A 21,205-nucleotide genomic window follows, 5' to 3' on the forward strand; every position below is an offset into this window, starting at 1 on the left:
GTAAAATCCGATGGTCAACTACGCGACAAATTGCTCATAAAAAAGCGTCGCGATCGTGCTGTTGCCGCTGCCGTCGTCGGGCAGAGCCAGAACAAACTCCGGCATGCCGTCAAAGGGAAACGCCATTGTCACGCTACTGCCGTCCGTGCTGGTGGCTGTGACGCCCTGGCTGTTGCCCTTCTGGATACCAACGTATTGCACGCCACCGTCCGTGAATAACCGGGCGCGGCTGTCACTGGCAGCGCTGGCAATATCAATGGGCGCTGGCGCGGCGTCAGGCCTTGCGAGGTAGTCATTAGTCCAGGCGTCTGCGGCAAACATATCGTAGCGTTCGCAGCGCTTAACCTGACGTAACGGCACGGTGGGAATATCGAACTGCTGCTGTGTGGCCATGTGCAGGTTTTTGATCTCCGACTGGAGATCGGCGTAAGACAATTTGGCCTGATAGTCGATACCGGCGCTGATAAGCGTGATGTTTTCAGCGTCTGCGCTCATCTCAAACGAGATGAATAGCGCTACACCGTCAAACACGATGTGAAGCGGCAGCAGCGGAGCAATGATACGGTCAAATTGCGTTAGCAGCTTCTGAACAGCTTCACCCTGCTCCAGATAACCATAACGCTCATAAAGCTCATTCAGCGCTACCGAGATTTGCGCACGTGACGTCAGGAAGAACTCGCCATATTTTGCTTCAGCAATCGCCAGGCCTTCTTTTGTGGTGAAGAAGGTGCCATAGGGGGCCAGATCCTGATCTACCGGCGCATACAACTCCTGCCAGCTGACCGGCAGGTTATCGAACTCGCGCCAGAATGTAGAGGTGATCGGCTTATCGGTGCCTTTAAAATGCACTTCGTCCAGGCGCTGTGCCAGCAGTATGGGCCTGCTGGTATCCGTGGTCTCCGCAACAATGAAGAAACGGCCGTATTCGCTCATGCGCAGCGTCAGATCGTCCTTGTCCATCGTGTAATAACTTTTGCGGTTGGTAATACGTTCCAGAATCGGCTCTACCGTTTCCTCAAAAATGCCCTGAAGCGTGTTAGCAAAGCCCGACCATAACTCAGAGCCTTGCTTTTCCTTTGTAAGACGGTCTTTTACCCAGTTTCTGATCATGGCCGTGCCTTACAGGTAGTTAATATCAAACGTGGAGTTAGCCACATCGAGATAGATAAAATCATTCAGCTGCAGGGCCGTTTTCATATCGTGCGGGGTCAGCTCATAGGAGATAAACAGGTTCAGCTCTTCGATAACGCGCCAGAGGTCTTTCACCTGCACCTGTGAGAAGTGCTTACCGGCAGCAACGCCATTCTGATCGCTGTCGCCAAACGTTGTTGCATCCCGTCCAAACCGGGCCTCAAGCGCTTCCTGAACGGCTTTTTTAGCGTCTGACAGAATGACGTTCTTCTTGGCCAGCGCGGTCAGTGAGATCGTGAATGGCTCTTCCTGTGTCCGGACGTAGCGGAACTTCTTATTGATCTCATTCGGAATAGACGTGACGGCTGTCATGAGCATGGTTTCAAGCTCAGCCTGCGTGTACCCTGGCTTATGACCGCAGAAGAAAATCGTGTTGATATTGCTCAGTGACTTAATGCCGGTGGATAGCTCCTGCTCCTGCTCACCCCAGGCACTGATCCACGACATACCCGGTACAGCACGATTCAGGAAGTACTTGTAGTCACCGCCCCACACTACCTGCTCATCATAGGCCACGTAGTACTGCGCCCGGTTGCGCGTTTCCTCAGTGCTTTCAAAGCCACTTCCGCCCGTGATTGGCGTCGTGGTCACGACTTCTATCTTGCTGTTCAAGTCGGCAATGTTGCCCGCTGGCGTCAGCTTCTGGCCCTGCGTCAGCGTGGTGTCGCCCCGGCTGCACCACACATCCAGATCAACCTTACTGCCGGTCTTCGGCATCTTCCCGATCGCACCGTCACCAAAGCGCACGCCCAGCTGCTCAGAGGGTTTGTAAACCAGCACGTAATGCTGGCTGGTGCCACGGGATAGACGAAACAGCGGGTTATTTTCCCACAGCGATTTGTTCTCGTTTTCCGTCACAAATACGTCCATCGAGACCGTTTCCTCCGTAATATCACGCGGCAGCATAACCGTGTAAAACGGCGCTTCGGCGTCGATTGCAGAGGATACGTTGACGTGTTCCATCTGGCGGACGTCGTTAACGACGACGCTGCGGCCAGCGGGGATGATCACCACATCGGTTGTGACGTAAGGCAACTGTGCATTCGACAGAAACTCCGCGTAGATCGGCAACTGAATGACTTCATCCGTTTTGTTGGTGATCTTCACACTGCCCCACGACGGCGTGATTAAGTGACCGAGGTAATTGCGGTCCTCGGCTGCGGCCAGAATGCTTGAGCGCTTCGTTGCGGTGGAGATAAACCCCTCCGTCAGGCCGCGCTCAGCGGTAGTCTGTGCGGCATAGATAATCTGTGCACCAAACACGGCCATCATCTGAATGAACTGGCTGTTGGTAAACTTTCTCCACCAGCTGTTGGCCTGCAGCTTTCCGTTAAAATTTTCCAGTAACTCCTGAATACTCACAATTTACTCCGATTAACTTTTGTTCATGGATACGGTCAGCGGACCGTTTGATGTAATGAATGTGATTTGCCAGGTATCAACGTTTTCTGGCGCGCAGCGGATAGCACGCAGACCCAGCCCAGGCAGATCGATACGCAGCTTCCTGATAAGCGCAGCCTCCACTGCAACCTCTGTTAAGTGGCCGGTTTCAGAACCGACCGGCTCATGTTTGAAGTCCTGCATGGTGTTACCCCATCCCGGCAGGCCGTAAACGCTGCCCTGTGGCGTTCTAAGCCATTCCTCAAGCCGGGCAAGCCATGCATCTGACTCTCCGGCTTTCACCACCACGCCGCCCTGATCCACGCGCATCAGGCAGTCAATTTCGTTTTGCATGCGTTAGTCCTGCAGTAGTTCGTTGAGCGCCGCATCGTTGATGCTCAGCGTTGATGAGGTGCGGGGTGCCGGTTGCGCTGTGTTAACCACTTTGTCCGGTGCCGTATCGCTCTTTTTCTTCGTAACGCCCAGCAGTGCCTCCAACTGGGTACGCATACCTTTCAGCTCTTTAAGCATGTCCTGATCGTGATTGCTGGTGTCGCCGCTCATCATCGGGCGCATGCCGCTGCGAGGAAGATCCGTTACGTTCTGGATCTGTGCCGGGTGATTAAGAAGAGGCTGCTGTGCTGGCCGTGTCTGCGCCGCACTGCCGCCACTCAGGTATGACTTACCGGCGCTGGCCAGCGACTCAGTGCCACTGTCGAGCCAGCCGCCAGCCTTACTTGTCAGTGGAGATATGGCGCGGAGCACGCCCGGATCGGTAATGCCTGCCTGGTCCAGTACGCTGCTTACCATGTCGTTGCCGCTGAAGCCTCCCAGCGTCTGACTGAGCGTGTCACCGACTGCGGGCATGATTGAAGCACTGACCGCTTTAGCGCCGTCCATAGCCCCGCCCAGCATGCGATCAAACAGCCCGTTGCCTTCTGCTGGTGCGGCTGGTGCCTGTGTGCTGGCCACAGTGATAGGCGTGTCAGACGTGGCTGATCCGGGACGTGCGCGCACGTTGCCGGTTGAGACATGAGATACAGCGGCGGGACGGGAACGGCTGGCTATCTGGTCAGGTGCCAGCGCGGCCAGCTGTAGGCCTGCCGGAAGTGATTGGCCGCCAGGAAGGGACAAGCCGCTGGTGGGACGCTTGCGCGACATACCGGCCACGCCCATTGATTCAGTCGCGCCCTTCACTTTCCCGTCAGCCCACTCGTTAAGCGCTTTAACCTGCCCCCAAGCGCCTGCTCCAGCGTGTTTGATTTTGTCAGCCGCGCTGCTGGCCGGCTTATCCTTACCGGCCTCTTTTGCTGCAGCAACCTGCGAGACCGTAGGCGCTGCCTGGGCCGCTGCTGGCACTGGTGCGGGGGCTGCTGCTGGTGCCGTAACAGGTACGGGAACAGCTGCCGGTGCGGCGGCAGGTGCCACTGCGCCAGCCGTCAGCTTCACCTTATCGCCAGCTGAATAGAGCGAATCCGCCGCTATGGGCGCCTGCCCCTGCTTCGCACGCGCTTCATTTACCGACTTAAGGGATTCATCACTGAATTTCCCGCCGACCCACTTACCATTTTCATTGTGGCCAATGGCGTTTGTCATGAAATCGTTAGTGACCTGCGGATTGCCGCCCTCAATGGTGGCAATACCTCGCATCATCTGCGTCATGACTTTGGGATCTTTAAGATTCAGCTGTTCATCACCACGCACGCCCAGCTTTTTCGAGAGTGAATCCACATATTGTGACGTGTCGTTTTCACTTTCAGGCGCATACAGCTTGATAATGTCCTGTACGGTATTCAGCTTCTTGTAACCTGCTGCTTTAGACGTTCCTTCTGAGTAGCTTGTCAGCTGGTTAGCCAGCGCCCTGAATCCTTCCTCTGGCGTATTGAACCTGGCAAACCGGGCCTCACCTTTACCGTTTTTGGCCTCCAGGCTTGCGCCCTCCTGTCCCACATAGTTCAGGTTGCCAAAGTTGTTGTTACGGAAGGATCGGACCTTCGCATTAGCACCACCAATATTGAGATCAGCGCCAATGCTGTTCTGCGCAACGTCGGCATAGTCAGCGGAGCTTTTACCCTGCGTACCAACGCCGTCCTCGCCCCACTCGCCACCCTGCAACTGTGTACCGAGGCGGTTTATAGCCGTGACGGTTTTAGTGGTGCCATCGGTGATCGCTTTCGTCTGCTCCGCGCTGGTGCCAGTCAGCTTGTCATATACGCCTGACGCGCTGGTTGAGAAGGCGCTGAACATGTCGCCCGCTTTACTCAGCCCGGAATCCAGCCCTTTCGCAATGTCGCCGGTATCAAACATCAGTGATTTTGCTACCCCGTCCATACCCAGTGCAGACGCACCTGACGCCAGCAGGCCGGACGCACCAGAGACCAGTCCACCCATGTTCAGCACGTTTGCTGCTGTGTACTCACTTTTCTGTCTGCCACTGACCGAATCGCCTTCTTTAAGGCCAAAGGCTTTCTGCTGCCCCTCCGTGTCGTTGTACCCCTCGTATGCGTCCATGCCAGCGCCGATTACGGTCCCGACCAGCGGAATCGCTTTAAGGGCAGTTTTACCGGCAACTTTACCGGCCACCTTTAGTCCGCCTTTTTCTGCGGTCTTATCTGCTTCTGCTTCAGTAGTTTCCTCAGCTACTTTGAGACCCGTTTTGCCTGCGGTATTCTCTGCGACTTTTAAACCGCCCTTTTCAGTAGTTTTTTCCGCTGCGGCCTGCGTGGCTTTCTCACCCGCCTTTGCCGATTCACCGCCCGCCAGGCCACCAGCTGCAAGTGTTGCAGCAGCTGCAGTTGTCGTGGCTGCTACGCCGCCAATCGTTGCCGCTTTTTTGCCACCCTTGAGCACACTCAGCGCTTTCGACAGCAGGCTTTTCTTTTTCGGCTTAGGTTTGGGTTTAGAGGCATCGGGCTTGCCTTTACCGTCCGGCAGCAGATCACCAGCTGCGTCAGCAACATCAGCTGCAGCTGACAGCGCACCGCGTTTACGGCCGCGGCGTTTACGCCTGCCGGGGATCAGCGAATCCAGCAGCCCCGCGCCATCCTTGCGCGACGCATGGGACAGCTTTTTGACTTCCTCGCGCACATCGTCCAGGGCATCCACAATGCGATCGTCATTGGCGGCGATAACTTTGGTCTGTTCCTGCGTTACCTGAATAGCCTTAGCCTGTTGAGCGTTTTTAAAGCCGTCAGCTGATTTTGGCTTACCGATAACTGGTGGCGTTCTGGCCTCGGTTGTTACAGGTGGATGCGTTAACGGCGGCTCCATTTTCAGCGCGGCGTTACCTTCGGTTTTGCCCTGCATGAAGTTTTTCAGCGTCACGACATTCTTTCCAACTTCGGCAGAAATGTCGTACATGCCTTTACCCATCATCCATAGCGGACCACCAGCAGCCGTGCCAGCAATGTCTGCGCCTGAAGACATTCCATCGCTGTTTGATTCGGTGGCAGATTCCAGCATGCTACTCAGCGATCGGAAAAATCCCTGCTGCTGCTTTTGCTCAGCGCGGCGCGCATTTTTATCCTGCGTTACAGCAGACGCAGCGGCAGAATCTGTGCGTGATTTAAAGCGGCCACCGGCATCACGCCCAGGCGTATTACCAACTGTTGCCGTGGTGTCAGAGTCTCTATCAGAACCAGTTTTTAACTGACGTTGAGAGTGTTTATTTCTGACGTTTGTAACGCCACCCGATACGCCTAAGATTTCTTTTTTATTACCTTTAGAAGGTAATTTATCTTCTTTTTCTAATCCTTTAGACTGCCTCCAGCGCTTCAAAGAGACTGCATTGCTAACTTCATTACTTTCAGAATGTTTTTTTTCATCTTTCGCGTGCTTTTTTGTGACGCTTAAACGGTTATTTTTTTCTGACGGTAATTTTTCTTCATTTTTTTCATTATTAGTTTCTTTTGATACGTCTTTTTTTGAGGTTTTAGTTTCTTTACCAGCTGAATAACCCCTTCCTGTAAGCGATCTTGTTACACGAATTCCTGAATGATCCCCACGCTCATTTTCAGGGTGAGAAGGGCGTAACTTTGCAATTTCCTGCCGGATTAAAGCCATTTCTTTAAGCTGGTCGCGGCTGGCATGCTCGATAACACCAATAATCTTGTCTAATTCTTTAAAATTATTCATTGAGATCTGCTTCTGCTCTGTTTCAGTTGTTCTGTGAGCGTGTTGTTCATCTGAATAGCGCGCCAAAGCGGTAGTGCATCAACGTCACCAACGGGCTGACGTGCAGTCAGCGTCAGGTTGTCAATGATGGTTAACCATCCACTGAGGTGAAAATCGTGGAACAAAAAATCCAGAGCGAAATGGGATATACAGTTGAGTCGTGTTCTTCTGCATGCCCTCCTTTCCACAGGCACACGGCGGGAGCAGAAGCTGGACTTCGCCCTGTGTGATTTGCATCAGCAGGCCGTGGCGCAGGTTGCGCTGCATCAGCTGAATGTGTGCCACCAGCGGCGCGAACTCGAGATCGGGAACCATGCCTTCCAGAATGTCGAAGCGGCGATTTGCGGCCTCTTCGTAGTCTTGCGGATCGTCATCGAGCGCAGTACAAAGCGCGAACTCCGCAATGCGCATGCGCATAATGGCGGCTTCATAATCCGGCGCGTCAGCATCAGGCAGACCGGCGCGCATACGCTCCAGCATTTCCTGCCCGCGCCCGGTCAGCGGCTTGAGCGTCCACTCAGTTGGTACGCCATTTACAGGGACATTCACGCGCTCATAGGGTGCTATGGTCAGCAGCTCTACGGTCTCCGCCAGTTCGCTCAGATCGAAGTCATAGGTGTGCAGTTCCTTGCAGTGCTCGCAGCTGTAGTGAAACGCCTCCATGTTGTCAGCACGGCTGTTAATCATGATCCACCACAGCGCTGTGCGGCGTTCCTGTGCGGTCCAGTCGCGGCTGTCATTAATCGGACCTTCCTGTAATGCATTCAGGTATTCCGTAACGCGCCGCTCGTCACCTAACACATCGGGAGAGCAGTATTTCAGGGCATCTTTGATCACCGGCTGTCGGAAGATAATTTCAGTAGCAGGGCGCGACGCCAGCGGCAGTGGAGGAATGATCACTGTGTTGTCCTTCAGAATTTAATGAGGTTTGATGCAGACGATTGAACCTGGTTTGTAATTCCCCCGGTTACTCCTTTCAGCAATCCGTTTGCGAGGCTTCCGGCGCTGGTGTACTTCACGAATGTCACTGGAATAGTGGCAAACTCGCCCACGGCATCACGGGCGCGGGAGATCTCGCCGATCGTGGTGATAAAGCCTTTCATTTCCTCTTCAAGCGAGGTGCGGCCATCCTGTGAGACGCGGTAGATCCGGACGTTAAGCAGATACGCTGGTGGGAGGTTAAACGTGCCATCTCCGTTGGAGATACGTGCACGGCGCTCCTTAAACTTCTGGAGGATTTCGCCATCCTCATTGTCACGGACAGTCATCGAGACAGAGCCCGCCGTAACATGCGTGGGCTTCACAAACTCAGTACCGCCAATCAGCTTGCTTTCGGTCTCAACGTTGCCTGTGCTGTAGGTGATATCTTTCACGTACATATCCACGCGGAAGAAACCGTCTATCTCAATGTTCCACTGCCAGCCCTGCGCGTAACGGATGCGCATAGCCATTTCCAGTATTGTTTTAGCGTTGGCCAGCTCAGGCGGCAGACCGGCATACGATGCACCGCTACCGCCGCTCATGGTGGCAGATGCACGGGAGAGGATGTTGGAGATCAGGTTACTACCGGCCTGCTTGGCCGTACTGGAGGCAAAACCTTTAATGTTCCCGGCCAGACCGTTAAAAAAGCTCATAGCGCCCCCTTACCAGGTGCTCATTGCGGGGATGATTGCGCGAGTAGCGGCGATCTGCATTTCCAGATCGGCTTTACGCTGGTGAAGCGTGGCCTCGTCTGGCAGAAACGATGCGTCAAACTTACCGGCGATATGCAGGCGGCGCAGGCGCTCAACATTCGGAATAGCGATTAGCATTTCCAGGTAGTCTTCGATCAGCCCGGTAATGTCTGGCGGTAGCTGTGTCTCTTTGTAATCGCAGTCACGAATATTGCGGAAGTAGAGCAGGGTAAACGGCCATTTCTCGCGGCCAGTCAGCTCAAGCTCAATGGTTGATTCATAGGGATCGGCATATACCAGCGCACCATTGAAATCGTTCACGTTTACCAGTGACAGGTAATCAGACGGAAAAGGGAGGCTTGCGCCCCCCGATTTCTCAATGCGTTTACGGCCTGGTACACCGGCCCGATCCTGATAGACGCCGAGTGCCTGGCGGAGAAGGCTGGTTAACAGCGCCTCTTCATCCACCAGCAGCGTCGTGAAGCGCGCTTTTACGGCCTCAAGCAGTTCGACCGGCGTCATGGTTATTCAGCCCAGTTGTAGACAACGCGCAGCGGCAGCTTAACGGCAGCAGTGGTGTCTTCAGAGCCAAAGTCCACAGAATCCGAGTACACCTTGCAGTGCAGGTAGCTGCGTGTCAGGCCAGCGCTGTCACCGCCGTTAGACTCTGCTGCTGCAGCAAAGGTGATATCAACGTATTCCTTGTTAAGGACCATCTGGCGGACCGCTGCAAATACGTCGCCTTTGATGGTCTCAACACAGGTCATCTGGAACTCACCAGAGTTTTTAAGGGTGCCATGCTGGTTAAACTTCATGCCACCTGGTGCCACGTCTTCCACATCCTCACGGGCCATTTCCGGCAACTGTGTGGTACGGACCAGAATCGACAGGTTTGGGTAGCCTTTAACAGTCACCCAGTACTCAGAGCCGATAAGTTTTTCACCCGCTGCAAGGTTCTGGTTAAAGCGTTTTTTCAGAAAAGCCGTGTCGGCTTTCGTATTGGAAAATCCGGACATAATGTGTTCCTCAGATAAACATATATGGAATATCAGACTGGTTCTGGACGCTCAGGCCGGAGCACTGGAGCGTGACGGTGTTGTGGGTGTAATGCCCGTCAGCTGTGCGTGGCGCGTCCAGCTGATAGCCGACGCTACGGATCACCACATCCATCAGCTTCAGGCGACGACCAACGTCCATGATCACGGGGAGAGGACGGCGGCCACCCGGCATGGCGGCATTCAGTTCAGGCGAGGCCATCTGCTGCAACGTCATGATTGCGTCCATGACTTCCACCTTTGCGTTCGTGGTAGCCATCAGGTCTACAACGATGCTGAACTCAGGCGGCTGCTGACCTTCCCAGATAAGCAGGGAGTTAAATTCCGACTTCGACGTATTGCCGCTTGCGGCCTGCACGCCACCCGCCAGCTTGCCGCCAGCAGCACTCACTGCACCGGCGACGCCGCCCAGCGAGTCATTGGCAAACGGAGATTCCCACATGGATTCAATGCTGGCGGTTGAGCCTTCCCCGATGTAGCCCACAACCATCGCCGTTTCTGACGTGATATAGATTTTCAGGAAGGGGCTGACCCCATCTGGCATGATTGCACCGCAGATCATCGCGCTATCCTCATTGCAGCCGGGATCACCCGGCTGCTATCCCCTACAGGCCGCGTTTTTTGCGCAGTTTCAGTGATTTTTTACGGTGCGCATTCGCCATCGAGCTGTGCGCCTTAGTACGGGCCTTTTTCAGCGCCTGCTTCTGGAGCGAGGTCATGCGGCGCTTCTTCGGACGCTTGCGAATCAGTGTTAACACGCCATCGCGCACGGCTTTGAAGGTGGACGACTCAAGCATGGCTTCGCCGCCTTCACCGCCAGCCACGGTGTAATCTGCGATCGCTTCATCGTCTTCAGTCAGGCCGGAAAGCGCCTCGTAAACGCTCTCAGCGGCGCTGTCATCGTCGTCATCGATCATGCTGGTGACGTCATCCTGATCTGCACCCATCGCAACAGCGGCATTTGCCAGCTCGCCGAGCGCGGCGTTAAAGGCATCAACCTGCGCGTCATCCAGATCGTCGTCTTCAGACAGCGAATCCAGTCCGGCCAGCACCAGTGCCAGCGCTTCAAAGCTGTCAGCATCGGCTTCGCCGTCCTCAACCCAGCCCGCCAGCAGAGAGGCCGCAACCGAGCGGGCGTCTTCGCCAGCTCGACGCTGTACGGCTTCAAACATCGCCATAGTGCGATCCAGTGCGCCGTTGCCTAAGCCCGCGCTTTCCAGCATGGAATCTTTTACGGCTGGCTCTTCAGCTGCAGCAGGTTTTTCGAATGCAGCGCCCAGCAGGCCATGCGTTCTGTGATTAAAAATGTTGTTCATAATTTCCTCTGTTAACGGAACAGCGTTGGCTTGCCGACGATGCGGCGGGAAGAGCCGGTAGGGCAGACAGACCAGGAGGCTTCCCACAAGTCGATATCTTTCTGCACGACGGAGACAACAAATGGCTCAGTGCCTTGCGTGACGTCACGCGGCTTAACCAGGGCTTCAGCGGCAACGAAACGCTCCAGCAGGTCTTTTAAGCCCTCAGTCAGGCCTCTGAAGGTGATACCGTCCGGTTCATGCTTCAGCGCTTCTGCCACGTCATAAAAACCGCGTGCGATCGCGTTCATCAGTGAACTGATGTGCTGCAGGCGCAGGTAGTTGTTTTTAGCGAACGTGGTCAGGGAGTCGTCGATATACATGTTCCCGGCTTTGTCGAGGCTGACCGGGTTGATGCGCGCAGTCACAAAGGCTTCGCGGTCGATCTCGTCCAGATTCGGGATAGGCTTGATGTTCTGACGGTTGATGATTGCGCGGGATACGCCAGCCGGTGAGTAATGCCAACCGCCGACGTCGGAGACCAGCGCCACGCCTTTCGCTTTCGCCACAAACGCGTCACAGGAAATACCCCAGTTAACGTTAGTGCCGGTGAATGCGTCGCGTGCGGTATACGGCCAGTAGTAGCGTGCTGGCTGGTGTGAACCGCCGAGGCCGTGGCCCAGCGCTTCTGCCATCGCCGCTGCTGACAGCTGCGCACCATGTACGTCGTAGAACATGTCGGTTCGGGTGTCTTCCGCCAGCTTGACCAGCGCCGCGATCACGGTCGGGTCATAGCAGCCCAGCGACAGTACAGCCGTCCAGGAGAACATGGATTTACGCAGAACTGTCAGGGCTTTGGTGTAGTCAGCCGTGGCAATAGCAGTCAGGTCGCCATCAACGCCGCCACTGAATTGCATGTTGTCAAAGCCTTCAGTGATAGGCTGCATCAGCGTTTCAACGTCGTCCGACACGATAGCGCGCAGACGGGTTGAGCCATTTTCCAGCGCGGTCGGCAGGAAGGCAGGCGAACCCATGTCGCTGGTGGCGTTGGTGTTGAATGAAATCTGGTGAGATTCCAGCACTGATTCACCGCCAGCCGCGTCAACTTCCTTCAGCGTCAGGATGTAGAAGCCCGGTGCCGTCGTGTCAGTTTCCATGCTCAGAGTGCGGTTTGCTGAGGCGTCGCCATCATCAATGTAAATCATCGCTGCAGCGCCAGCCGCAAGAACCGGATCGGAAGACGGTGCAAAGTTGCTGGCCACCACGCTCAGCTCTCGCATGGTAGTGTCAGCCATCAGGGACAGGGCAGGGATCTTCATACCCGGTGCCGCCACGCGGACCACATAACCATCACCGCCGTTAACGGCAGTCGCTACGTGACGCAGTGGCTCAAACGCCGCACCGCTGCGTGGGTGAATGGCTTCGCCCAGCACTGATTGATAGTTATCAGCAGTGACGCGCAGCACAGTGCCGATTTTGCCGCGACGGGCAATGACCAGACCGGCAAAGACGGACGCACCGCCAGATGCAACGGAAGTCGTCGCATCAGCGTTGACTTCCTGCACCGCAATGCCGGACGCCTGGCCCACAGAAAAACGAATCTTATTCATGTGAAATGTCCATGAAATGCCCCCTTAACGGAGGCGTTAAGGGGGATTAGCTGCCGGTGCCGGTGGCAGCTGCTGCAGGAGCGGTTTCGCCTTCGATCTGCTTACCGGTCAGCATGTTGTAAGCACCGACTTTGGTGTTGGTCAGGGTCAGCTTGGCGAAGTAGTTTTCACCATTACGCGGGTGCAGCTCGTTAAGGGAAGAGCCCCACAGCGTTGTGCGGTTGACCAGTGAAGGGTTGGTTTCATGGACATACGGAATGGCTGGAACAGCGTCGCCGGCGATTAGGCCTGCGTCACCGATGGAATCACCGCGGCCGTAGAAAAGAATGTCTTCTTTACCCAGCGCCACGCCGTTTGCAACGAACTGATCGCAGATAGCGGTAGGGACTTCGAAGATCTGATAGATACCAAACAATGTGCCGATACGCTGGATGTACGGTGACTGCACAAAGTTAGGATCAGCCTGGAAGACGTTAGCAGGCAGGCTTTTGAGGAAGTTAGCCGCCTCGCCACCAGCGAAGCCGCCACGGATACCGGCTTTACGGGTGCGGTTAACCATGTCGGTGCTCAGCTGGGTGATCGCGTGCTTCATCAGGCCTACCCACGATTCGTAGGTCTGACCTTCCGGCAGTGCCACGTCAAATTCACGGTCATAGACGTTATGGAAAGCCATTGTGCGCAGGCGCATCATGTCCTGCTCATGGCTCAGCCAGTTGCGCATAGCGGTAAACTGGGTAGAAGACAGGTTGATGCCAAATTCACGGCTCAGATCCGACGCTGCCATAACAGTGTGCTCAGACGCGATCACGAACTGTGAGGGCTTAACGGTGAACTCACGCATGGACTGGTTGATAACAGGGATCAGGCCTGGTGCTTTCTCTACGTTGATCTCAACCTGTGCCGCCAGCTCAGTACCTTTAGCCGGTGCATCGGTGAAGGTCACAGCGATGGTGCCTTTCTCGTAATCAACCTTACAGGTAGCCGCAAACACGTTGCCTTTAACGTCTTTGTCGGAGAAATACAGGTTGCCATCGCCGTCATCGACTTTGCCCGGACGACGGTTGATCAGCAGCTTGGCGCGGCCAGCACGGATAGGCATATCCGCGCCTTCGACTGTCTTAAGGGAGAAGGTGAAGGTCTTCTTAGTGCCGTCCGGCTGCATTGCGGCAGGGAAGGGATACAGGCGCTTCATCTGCGAGTACACAGCAGCAGACTGCATGTGCATCTCGTCACCCTGCTCAAAGGTGCCGAACTTGGTACCGGCGACGTTCAGGAGCTCGTAAATCTTCGCTTCGTCTCGCTCACACGGAACAAAGGTACACGCGTCGCTGGTGGCCGCGCCCAGCACCGCTGGCAGGATCAGTGCGGCAAACTGCGCCTGACGCATAACGCCATCAGAGGTGCGCATGTCAGCTGCGACAGATTCAAACATCGCTTTGCCGCTGCCTTCGTGCTTTTCAGCCGCTGATTCGAACATCAGATTTTCCAGCGCACGGCTGGCGTTCGCCAACTGGTCAGCTGGTGGATAGTGACCGTGACGCTCTTTGTACTCGATCATGCTCGACGCCCAGGCGGTGCCGACAATACGGCAGAACTCCGGGTTAGCACCTTCAAACATCGGGTCCTGGCCTGCAGCATTGCCAATGTTCTGAGACATTTCGATGCGATCAGCAATCATCGCGCCAGAAGCATTGCGTTGTGCATCAACGGTAAAAGCCATGACACGCGAGGCGCGGGTCATGATGTCCTGCTCACGCATACGTGCAGGGGTAATATCTTTGCTCACAATTCAGCCCTTTTTTCAGGGCGCGGCTGCGAGGGAATTTTTGACGAGGCAAATTTATGCGGTTTGTACTTTGCGGTGTGAGAGAGGCAAGAAAAGATTTTAAAATCTAAGGATAATTTTTATGTTTTGATGTACCTTTCCGGCATGTAATTGACCACTGGTAATCCTCATGTCTTATAAGCTCTATTTTCAGTACGCCAACGGCACCAAATCCCACACATTAGCAACCGGAAGCCAGCGCGACGCCCGTCACCATCTGGACTATCTGCTCAGCGAAAAAGAGCCACGTTCGCTGGCTAAGCAGATCGTCATCATGTACGGCGTTGAAATCATCATGGAGGCATGCCCGACGTTAGAGGACGACGCTATTCGCGGTATGGCGCGCTGGCGCAGGGCAGGGAATACGCAGCAGATGCACACCCCGGTAACAGCGTCCATTTACATGCCACTCGCGGCGCGTGAATTTCTGGTTAATCAGGGTGACGGCTCCCTGGCGGCGGGCATGCGTAAAATAATGCTGGAGATTGGCGGGCCAGAAGTCGCAGCGGGTTATATGGTAGAAAATCAGGCCGAAACCGTCGCAGAGGCATAAAGAAAAACAGCCCCGAAGGGCTGCTTTCAGAGGCTGACGTTATGGTCTGATATCAGGCCATTTCGCCGGTTGCATTCATCGACTAATGTCAGTATCCGCGCCACATAAGCGGGTAATTGGTCAGTGAATCCGGGGATGTTTTCATCCACCTGGCACGGCTGGTAAACCTGTGCCTTCTGCGGCGGCAGTTCCACCAGCTTTGTGACCGTCACGACTTCGGGTGTTAATGGCACGGGCTTTGTCCCGGAGCATGCGAATAACGCTGGCAGGCAAAGCAGTATGATTAACACCAGCAAGCAGTATCGCACGGTTGATTTCATCAATTTCATTCTGACTATCCTCTTTAAGTTTCTCTAATTCCTGCTCCAGCTCCGCCTGTTTCTGCACGTATTCCTGCCGGTCCTTTTCCCGCTTAGCCAGTGTCTGCTGCAGCGTGGCCAACTGCGTCTGCTGATCCGAAAGCGCGGTTTTCAGCGTACTGTTATTGCCGGTGAGCGTTTTGTTATTAGCGGTTAGCGTGGTGTTGTTCGACTCCAATTCCGCGACGTGCGCAAAATGGTCCGTAATTGTCACGTAGCCCTTATGGCCCAGCAGCAGCAAAGCCGCGCAGAACGCCACGGCGACAGCGCGTTTAAGCCAGCCGATGAGGGTGATTTCACTGAACATGGTTATTCCTGTGTAAGCGCAGCCATGACGGCTGCGTGCATGAGAGAGGGCAATCAGTTCACCTGAAATCCGGCATCGCCTGTTGCGACTGTCGATCCGCATGAAACCTGATCGTCAACGCACACAATGCCTTTGCCATTGATGGTGAACCATGGACGGCCAGAGACCGCCTTACCGTTGTGGGTGCTTTTGCCGTCCGTGTGGTCCTTAAACAGCTTGCCATCCACCAGCACGGACTTGCCGTTGATAGACAGCCCAGCGTCAGCCTCAGCAGTCTGGCGCGAAGGGAATGAACCGTGTCCGGAGCAAACGGAATCCAGCGTACCGGCAGCAGGCATCAGACCGCCCCGGCGCCGGAGCGCGCGTTACTGGTCATTGCGACTCCATCAGATCATAAAAATCATCCGGGATATCACTGAAGGTCACGAACAGACCCAGCCAGACGGCACGGCTTGCATCGGTGATATAGCGCGACAGCTTGACGGTACTCAGTACCTTCTCAACCCATTTGATCTGCATCAGCTGGTCTGCCGGAGACATTTCGCTCCAGGCGTCGGTAGACATATCGCGGCCCAGGTTAAGCGCATAGATTGCGGACCACATGACGGGCATAAGATCGACGGTCTCAGGCTCATCGGATAGTGAGTCCTTCATGTCCATATAGAACTCAGTTGTCGCCAGACAGATGTAAGCCGGGATCAGCAGATAGCGATGTTCAGGACGCATGGCCATCATGCGCACGCGGGTATCTTCCGCCGTAGCATTTGCCATCGTCTGCTCAATCATGGTGTTGCGCGTGGTGCGCTGTGACGGAGTAAGACGCCAATACGGCGTTTCCATCAGCGTGCGCGTTTCACGCGAATAATCGTACTCATAGGAAAACTGCGGATCTTCGCGCAGTGCCATGTTCAGGTTATGGAACAGCTCAAAATGCGTGGCTTTACGGTTGCTCATAATTCATCCGATTTGGTTAGTGGAGCGGGGAGAATATGAGGTTTGTAATTTTGAAGGGTGAAAGGCGGCAACCTGACATGATTTTAAAGTATAAAGATTTTATAATAATTAATTTAAGTTTTCGCCACTTTTCCCTTATAGTCTGGCTTCGCGGCAGGTGGTGCCGACGCTTACAGACGAAAAGGAACGTAAAATGAATGATGTTTATGGACGAATGATCCCCACTGTTGGCCTGCCTATCCAGAAAACCGTGCTGGCATCATCTGAAAGAACCGGTGTGCAGTTGCTGGACTGTGGCGAAGATTGCCAAGGGCGCTATGAAGTGGTTGCTGCAAATGTGCTGGTGGCCTGCACCGACAGTTACGCGAGAGCAAGAGACTACTATTTCAAAGAAACCAGCCGTGTGAGTGCTGAATGTCAGACTGCTTACAATGTAAGGGCCAGAGAAGCAAAGGCGGCAGGGCTTGTTGGCTATCTTTTCCGTGAATATGCCTGTGAGCACATCACGATGGAGCAGGCGCTACAGTTGCTAAATACACCGCGAGGCATTCCGGCAGAATCACTACCAGCCTTCTGGGATACCGGGATGAAGCTAACCTAAGATTTGGCGGTTTCTTAACACATTTATATGATCCGGAAGTCCTTTATAGTGCCAAAGGAAGTTGATGTATGAGAGTCATGCACGTATATAATTGCGTTAGAATGACTTAACGTTTTAAGGATGAAAGGTAAAGCACCATGACAGTTAATGAATCAGAGTTATTGAAGTCCGGTTTTACTGATGCTGATTTGAAAAAAATCAAAAATAATATTGAAAGCTATGGTGGAACGCTGGACGAAGCAGTAGTGGATTTAAAAAACAGATTTAGAGTCCTGTTATGGATGGTTTCAGCCTGCACGCTAGTATTTGTATTTCTTCTCTGTTTCTCGACTAAGCCATACATTTTAGGTGGAGGCTTATCTCTGCTGCTCGGTGTAGTCATTGTGACGTTTATTCAACCGCCAGTGCTGGCCTGGAAATCATGGCGCTACTGGCGGTCGAAAAAGGCTTAGCTTGATTGGTTACTTATGCTGAGTAAATCGAATGTCACCTTAGCCGATACACCCCAGCCGATTATTTTCATGGTCAGCTTTGGACGGCTCATGGTGTCAATCTTACGGAAGTAATCACGGGGCAGCCATCTGAAAAGCCGCCATGCGCCAGGCTTTCTCGCCAGCCCCCAAACGCTATAAATACTGGCTGTGAGCGTTACCGTATTGTAGAAAGCCAGTCCTGACTCTGGTTTAAATCCCATGAATTTTGCAGCCTGCATTGCCCCATCGGCAAACATGCCTTCTGTTTGTACGTCAGACAGGTTGGTAATAAGTTCTTTCGACAGGCCATTAAGCCCGTCAACAACGAGAACGGCACCAGCCAGTACGCCAAGAGGTGTCATTGACGCGATCATCAAAGCACCGCCAACAACAGCAAAACCTGAAAGCGCGACATGAACAGCGGAAATCATGTAACCCACAATTTTGTTGTTTTCGCGTACAAACTCCACTTTGGCATAGAGTTGTGCTGCCTTTGTGAGCAGTAATCTTCCTTGCTCTTCAAGGTTTTCTGTTTCAGATCTTAGCTGTTTAACGCACTCCAGACATTCTTCATCAGATTTTGCTTGTCGGGCGGCGGCAAACTGCTTATCAACAACCGATTTTATTTCCTGGACAAACTGCATCCGGGTAAGCCCATCGTTAAGGTGTAAGGCTGACAGCCTGTTAGCTGTATTAATCAGCTTTCTGGCTTCAAGGTTGACCATTTTTTCAGCCCAGGCTTTATTCCTTCCACCTGAGCGCATCATTTCAAGCAAGGCTGCGTCCATTTTTATCTCCCTGTACATTACATCATCAATAATACTCGCTGATTACTTGCTGTAAACAATGGCAGACCGTTTCATCGGCTATCGATGATAATCCAATAAAAATTGGCATCAAAAATACGTGCTCTGCTGATAGTCAAACAAAGACAAAAAACCCGCATAAAGCGGGTTTAGTTCGTTTCAGAGAGCGGCAATTATGTCGTTAACTGTTTTGCGCGTCTCACTTTTGCAGGACACAGATCGACGTGTGGCCAGCGGGGCGATTCTGAAGCCATTGCTGATGTATAGATGCAGAATGGCAGGTGCGCTGCTGTTTGTGATAACCACTTTAGCCCCGCGGTCCCGCGCTGCAACCAGGCACTCCACCAGCCGCACCTGATCCGCAAACGTGAATGAGGTCCCACTGTAGGCCGTAAACCCGGCTTCGTCCGGCAGAGGCTCATATGGCGGATCACAAAACACTACGTCACCTTCACCCGCCTGCGCGATCACATCCTCAAATCCGGCACACATAAACGTCATTTCTTTCTGCATGCCGGTGAAGTGCGCCAGTTCATCCATCGGGAAGTAGTTCGCTTCACCCTTTTTATTCCAGCCCACGTTAAACAGGCCTTTTTGATTGTACCGGCACAAACCGTTGTAGCTGGTGCGCATTAGCGCGAGGAAAAGCGCTGCATGGCGAACAGCGTGTGCTTTGCGCCCGTTAAATTCGGTTCGGATTGCATCATGTGCCTTACCGGATATGCAGCCTCGCTCCAGCTGGTAGGCCGTCTTAATTACGGCATCAGGATTGCCCTGCAGCTGATTGAACAGGTTAATCAGGTCCGGGTTAACGTCACCCAACAGGTTGCGCTTAAAGCCTGCGTTGATAAAGACCGTGCCGCTGCCGACGAAGGGCTCAATGAGACGATCGCCGGTTGGAAGCATCGCCCTGATTTCATCCAGTACAGAGTGTTTGCCACCCGCCCATTTCAGGAATGAGCGGGGGTATTTGTCGTCCGCAATCCTGCGCGCCGGCGCACGCTTTTTCTTTGCCGATGGTGGAGCGGGAAGAGCTGCTGGCTGAGGCTCGATTTCATCCGCCACCAGCATAATCTGATTAGCAATCCGATCCCCAATCCAGCGCATAACCGGCACGGGCATGGAGTTCCCGATCGCTTTGTAGCGAGGACCATCAGCCGCCAGCCGGTGTGCCTCGTCTTCTTGCATGTCGGGGTGTGTCAGGCGAAGGTATGCGAGCTCATCAGCGGCAAGGGTGTTGCGCTTCTTTTCGGGGATCAGGGTCCAGCCATCCGGGAAGCCTTGAAGACGCTCACACTCTTTAGGCGTCAGGCGACGCACTTCGCACTGGCTGACAACGGATGGATAGCCCTGACCGGGTTTACCTCCACCCGCTGACAGCGCGCCGGTGATCTGGCCGTCACCGTTAAACAACCGGAGCTCGCCACGTGTGTTCTCGGCAAAAGCGGCATGTTCAACACATCGGGCAACACACGGCGCAGCGTCACCTTTCCCCGTTTCCCCCGATTCAGCGCTGAGCGCATGGCAAACGTCAGCCATGTCGCCACGGCCATTTCGCGCTATGCGCGTCTGGAAGCCGTAAGCAACAGTCGGCGTGCCGCGCCCGGAACCATCCTCAGAGGCATCGTATCCTTCAGCGGTCAGGGTGTGGCTTACCTCACCAGTAGCACTCTGCACAGCAAACGTCTCAACATCAAAATCATTGCGCTGACCTTTGGCTGTCAGGCACGCTGCTACATCCAGCGCCCCGGAGCAATTGCCACCGCCAAACGCAGAAATTAAATGACCGGCTGCAGCATGAGAGAAATCAGGGCCACCGACTCCAGTTCCACATGCAGTAAGAGGGCCAGCAACTGTCAAACCGCCGTTAAGTTCGAAGTCTCCAAGCCCGCCACCTGCTGAAGCGCGTGAAGTAATAGTTCCGGTAGTTTCCTCTGGCGATTTTCGGCTCGGCGGAGAATCCCGGCGCACGCCGTCGAACTCAAGAAGTACTTCTGCGGGATCAAAGTCGTTTCGAGCACTTGAGACAACGAACACACGGCGGCGGCGTTGGGCCACTCCGAAGTATTGGGCATCAAGCAGTCGCCAGGCGAGTTTGCGCTGTCGTCCAATAACACAACCAGACTTTGGCCACTTTGCCACGTGCTTACAGGCGCTTTTTTTCCAGCGCCAGCCGGGTCCGTGTTTACCTGGTTCAGGTTCTGGACCTGGTTCGAACGCTTCATTTTCTCCAGCCATACCGGCAAGGAAGTATCCAAACGCGTTGTCTTCGGTGCTGAGACTTCCCGGCACGTTTTCCCACAGGTGGACGGCTGGTGGTTCGCCGTTTGAAGCTCTTTTTTCGTCAATGGCATTCGCTAAATCTACATAGGCAAGAGTGAGTTGACCGCGTGGGTCATCAAGGCTTTTACGGAGTCCGGCGATAGAGAACGCCTGGCACGGGGTGCCGCCCACCATCACGGCGGGGGCAGGGATAGAGCCAGCGCGAACGCCAGCGGCAATCTTTGTCATATCGCCCAGGTTAGGGATGGCGGGATAGTGGTGCGCCAGTACGGCCGCGGGAAACTTTTCAATCTCCGCGAACCATACCGCTTTCCATCCCAGCCCTTCCCACGCCACGCTGGCCGCTTCAATGCCCGAACAAACAGAGCCGTAAGTAATCATGCGATCACCTCTTCAGCGGCATGACGCACAAGCGCTGCTGGTGGCTTCTCAAAACTAATACGGCTCACGGCTATGTCAAAGTAGCCATCATCCATTTCAATGCCAACGAAGCGAAATCCGTTACGCACAGCGGCTTTGCCGGTCGTGCCGCTACCCATGAATGGATCGAGTATCACGCCACCAGCAGGCGTGACCAAGCGACACAGGTACTCCATCAGAGCGACGGGTTTTACTGTCGGATGATAGTTGCCCTGCATGCTGTTTCCGCCGTTCTCGTGCTGGCGGG

General features: G+C 54.3%; 21 protein-coding genes. 3 read left to right on the forward strand and 18 right to left on the reverse strand.

Going from position 1 to position 21,205, the window contains the following annotated elements; translation table 11 throughout:
• Nucleotides 1–18 precede the first annotated feature (18 nt).
• From NP77_RS22640 to NP77_RS18965, 12 genes are all read right to left on the reverse strand, one after another.
• Nucleotides 19–1,110 (reverse strand): hypothetical protein, encoded by a 1,092-nt coding sequence (locus NP77_RS22640; protein WP_052250671.1) that lies wholly within the window; start codon nucleotides 1,108–1,110, stop codon nucleotides 19–21.
• A 9-nt stretch (nucleotides 1,111–1,119) separates the two neighbouring features.
• On the reverse strand, nucleotides 1,120–2,553 hold the full coding sequence (locus tag NP77_RS18915) for a baseplate protein (RefSeq protein ID WP_039661266.1): 1,434 nt from the start codon (nucleotides 2,551–2,553) through the stop codon (nucleotides 1,120–1,122).
• Nucleotides 2,554–2,565: 12 nt separating this feature from the next.
• Nucleotides 2,566–2,925: a hypothetical protein gene (locus NP77_RS18920; protein WP_039661268.1), complete on the reverse strand. Its 360-nt coding sequence runs from the start codon at nucleotides 2,923–2,925 to the stop codon at nucleotides 2,566–2,568.
• A gap of 3 nt (nucleotides 2,926–2,928) precedes the next feature.
• Nucleotides 2,929–6,033: a hypothetical protein gene (locus NP77_RS18925; RefSeq protein WP_156137310.1), complete on the reverse strand. Its 3,105-nt coding sequence runs from the start codon at nucleotides 6,031–6,033 to the stop codon at nucleotides 2,929–2,931.
• A 792-nt stretch (nucleotides 6,034–6,825) separates the two neighbouring features.
• Complete coding sequence (locus tag NP77_RS18930) at nucleotides 6,826–7,644, reverse strand: hypothetical protein (protein WP_039661272.1); 819 nt, start codon at nucleotides 7,642–7,644, stop codon at nucleotides 6,826–6,828.
• 11 nt (nucleotides 7,645–7,655) lie between these two features.
• On the reverse strand, nucleotides 7,656–8,378 hold the full coding sequence (locus NP77_RS18935; protein ID WP_039661273.1) for a hypothetical protein: 723 nt from the start codon (nucleotides 8,376–8,378) through the stop codon (nucleotides 7,656–7,658).
• Nucleotides 8,379–8,387: 9 nt separating this feature from the next.
• Entirely contained in the window at nucleotides 8,388–8,939 is a 552-nt protein-coding gene (locus tag NP77_RS18940; RefSeq protein WP_039661276.1) for a hypothetical protein, read from the reverse strand.
• Nucleotides 8,940–8,941: 2 nt separating this feature from the next.
• Entirely contained in the window at nucleotides 8,942–9,433 is a 492-nt protein-coding gene (locus tag NP77_RS18945; protein ID WP_039661278.1) for a hypothetical protein, read from the reverse strand.
• A gap of 10 nt (nucleotides 9,434–9,443) precedes the next feature.
• Nucleotides 9,444–10,034 (reverse strand): hypothetical protein, encoded by a 591-nt coding sequence (locus NP77_RS18950; RefSeq protein ID WP_072040374.1) that lies wholly within the window; start codon nucleotides 10,032–10,034, stop codon nucleotides 9,444–9,446.
• 43 nt (nucleotides 10,035–10,077) lie between these two features.
• On the reverse strand, nucleotides 10,078–10,788 hold the full coding sequence (locus NP77_RS18955; protein WP_039661279.1) for a hypothetical protein: 711 nt from the start codon (nucleotides 10,786–10,788) through the stop codon (nucleotides 10,078–10,080).
• An 11-nt stretch (nucleotides 10,789–10,799) separates the two neighbouring features.
• Nucleotides 10,800–12,377, reverse strand: a complete 1,578-nt coding sequence (locus tag NP77_RS18960) for a hypothetical protein (RefSeq protein ID WP_039661280.1) — start codon at nucleotides 12,375–12,377, stop codon at nucleotides 10,800–10,802.
• Nucleotides 12,378–12,423: 46 nt separating this feature from the next.
• Nucleotides 12,424–14,163 carry a hypothetical protein gene (locus NP77_RS18965; RefSeq protein WP_039661281.1) on the reverse strand — a complete coding sequence of 580 codons (1,740 nt, stop codon included), beginning with the start codon at nucleotides 14,161–14,163 and terminating at the stop codon, nucleotides 12,424–12,426.
• 169 nt (nucleotides 14,164–14,332) lie between these two features.
• Between NP77_RS18965 and NP77_RS18970 the strand changes: the two genes are divergently transcribed.
• Nucleotides 14,333–14,755, forward strand: coding sequence for a hypothetical protein (locus NP77_RS18970; RefSeq protein WP_039661282.1), 423 nt, complete (start codon nucleotides 14,333–14,335; stop codon nucleotides 14,753–14,755).
• A gap of 141 nt (nucleotides 14,756–14,896) precedes the next feature.
• Here the strand turns inward: NP77_RS18970 and NP77_RS23340 are convergent, their stop codons facing one another.
• Genes NP77_RS23340 through NP77_RS18985 form a run of 3 tightly spaced genes read right to left on the reverse strand, consistent with a single transcriptional unit; the run spans nucleotide 14,897 to nucleotide 16,375 of the window.
• Nucleotides 14,897–15,421 (reverse strand): hypothetical protein, encoded by a 525-nt coding sequence (locus tag NP77_RS23340; RefSeq protein WP_052250672.1) that lies wholly within the window; start codon nucleotides 15,419–15,421, stop codon nucleotides 14,897–14,899.
• A 53-nt stretch (nucleotides 15,422–15,474) separates the two neighbouring features.
• Nucleotides 15,475–15,759 (reverse strand): PAAR domain-containing protein, encoded by a 285-nt coding sequence (locus NP77_RS18980; protein ID WP_039661283.1) that lies wholly within the window; start codon nucleotides 15,757–15,759, stop codon nucleotides 15,475–15,477.
• A gap of 34 nt (nucleotides 15,760–15,793) precedes the next feature.
• Nucleotides 15,794–16,375: a hypothetical protein gene (locus tag NP77_RS18985; protein ID WP_039661284.1), complete on the reverse strand. Its 582-nt coding sequence runs from the start codon at nucleotides 16,373–16,375 to the stop codon at nucleotides 15,794–15,796.
• Between the two features lie 193 nt (nucleotides 16,376–16,568).
• Between NP77_RS18985 and NP77_RS18990 the strand changes: the two genes are divergently transcribed.
• Together NP77_RS18990 and NP77_RS18995 are read left to right on the forward strand one after the other, a co-directional pair.
• Nucleotides 16,569–16,976 carry a hypothetical protein gene (locus tag NP77_RS18990; RefSeq protein WP_039661285.1) on the forward strand — a complete coding sequence of 136 codons (408 nt, stop codon included), beginning with the start codon at nucleotides 16,569–16,571 and terminating at the stop codon, nucleotides 16,974–16,976.
• A gap of 137 nt (nucleotides 16,977–17,113) precedes the next feature.
• A complete protein-coding gene (locus tag NP77_RS18995; protein WP_039661286.1) occupies nucleotides 17,114–17,428 on the forward strand; it encodes a hypothetical protein in 315 nt (104 codons plus the stop codon).
• Here the strand turns inward: NP77_RS18995 and NP77_RS19000 are convergent.
• From NP77_RS19000 to NP77_RS19010, 3 genes are all read right to left on the reverse strand, one after another.
• The gene (locus tag NP77_RS19000) at nucleotides 17,425–18,237 is read right to left on the reverse strand and encodes a DUF4225 domain-containing protein (protein ID WP_039661287.1); all 813 of its coding nucleotides are present in this window, start codon (nucleotides 18,235–18,237) and stop codon (nucleotides 17,425–17,427) included. The genes NP77_RS18995 and NP77_RS19000 overlap by 4 nt on opposite strands.
• Nucleotides 18,238–18,414: 177 nt before the next feature.
• Nucleotides 18,415–20,919: a Dam family site-specific DNA-(adenine-N6)-methyltransferase gene (locus tag NP77_RS19005; protein ID WP_039661288.1), complete on the reverse strand. Its 2,505-nt coding sequence runs from the start codon at nucleotides 20,917–20,919 to the stop codon at nucleotides 18,415–18,417.
• On the reverse strand, nucleotides 20,916–21,205 hold a 290-nt coding region (locus NP77_RS19010; protein ID WP_231572344.1), incomplete at its 5' end, for a site-specific DNA-methyltransferase. The genes NP77_RS19010 and NP77_RS19005, both read right to left, overlap by 4 nt.

The organism is Pantoea sp. MBLJ3, from assembly GCF_000816655.1.
Lineage (GTDB): Bacteria > Pseudomonadota > Gammaproteobacteria > Enterobacterales > Enterobacteriaceae > Pantoea > Pantoea eucalypti.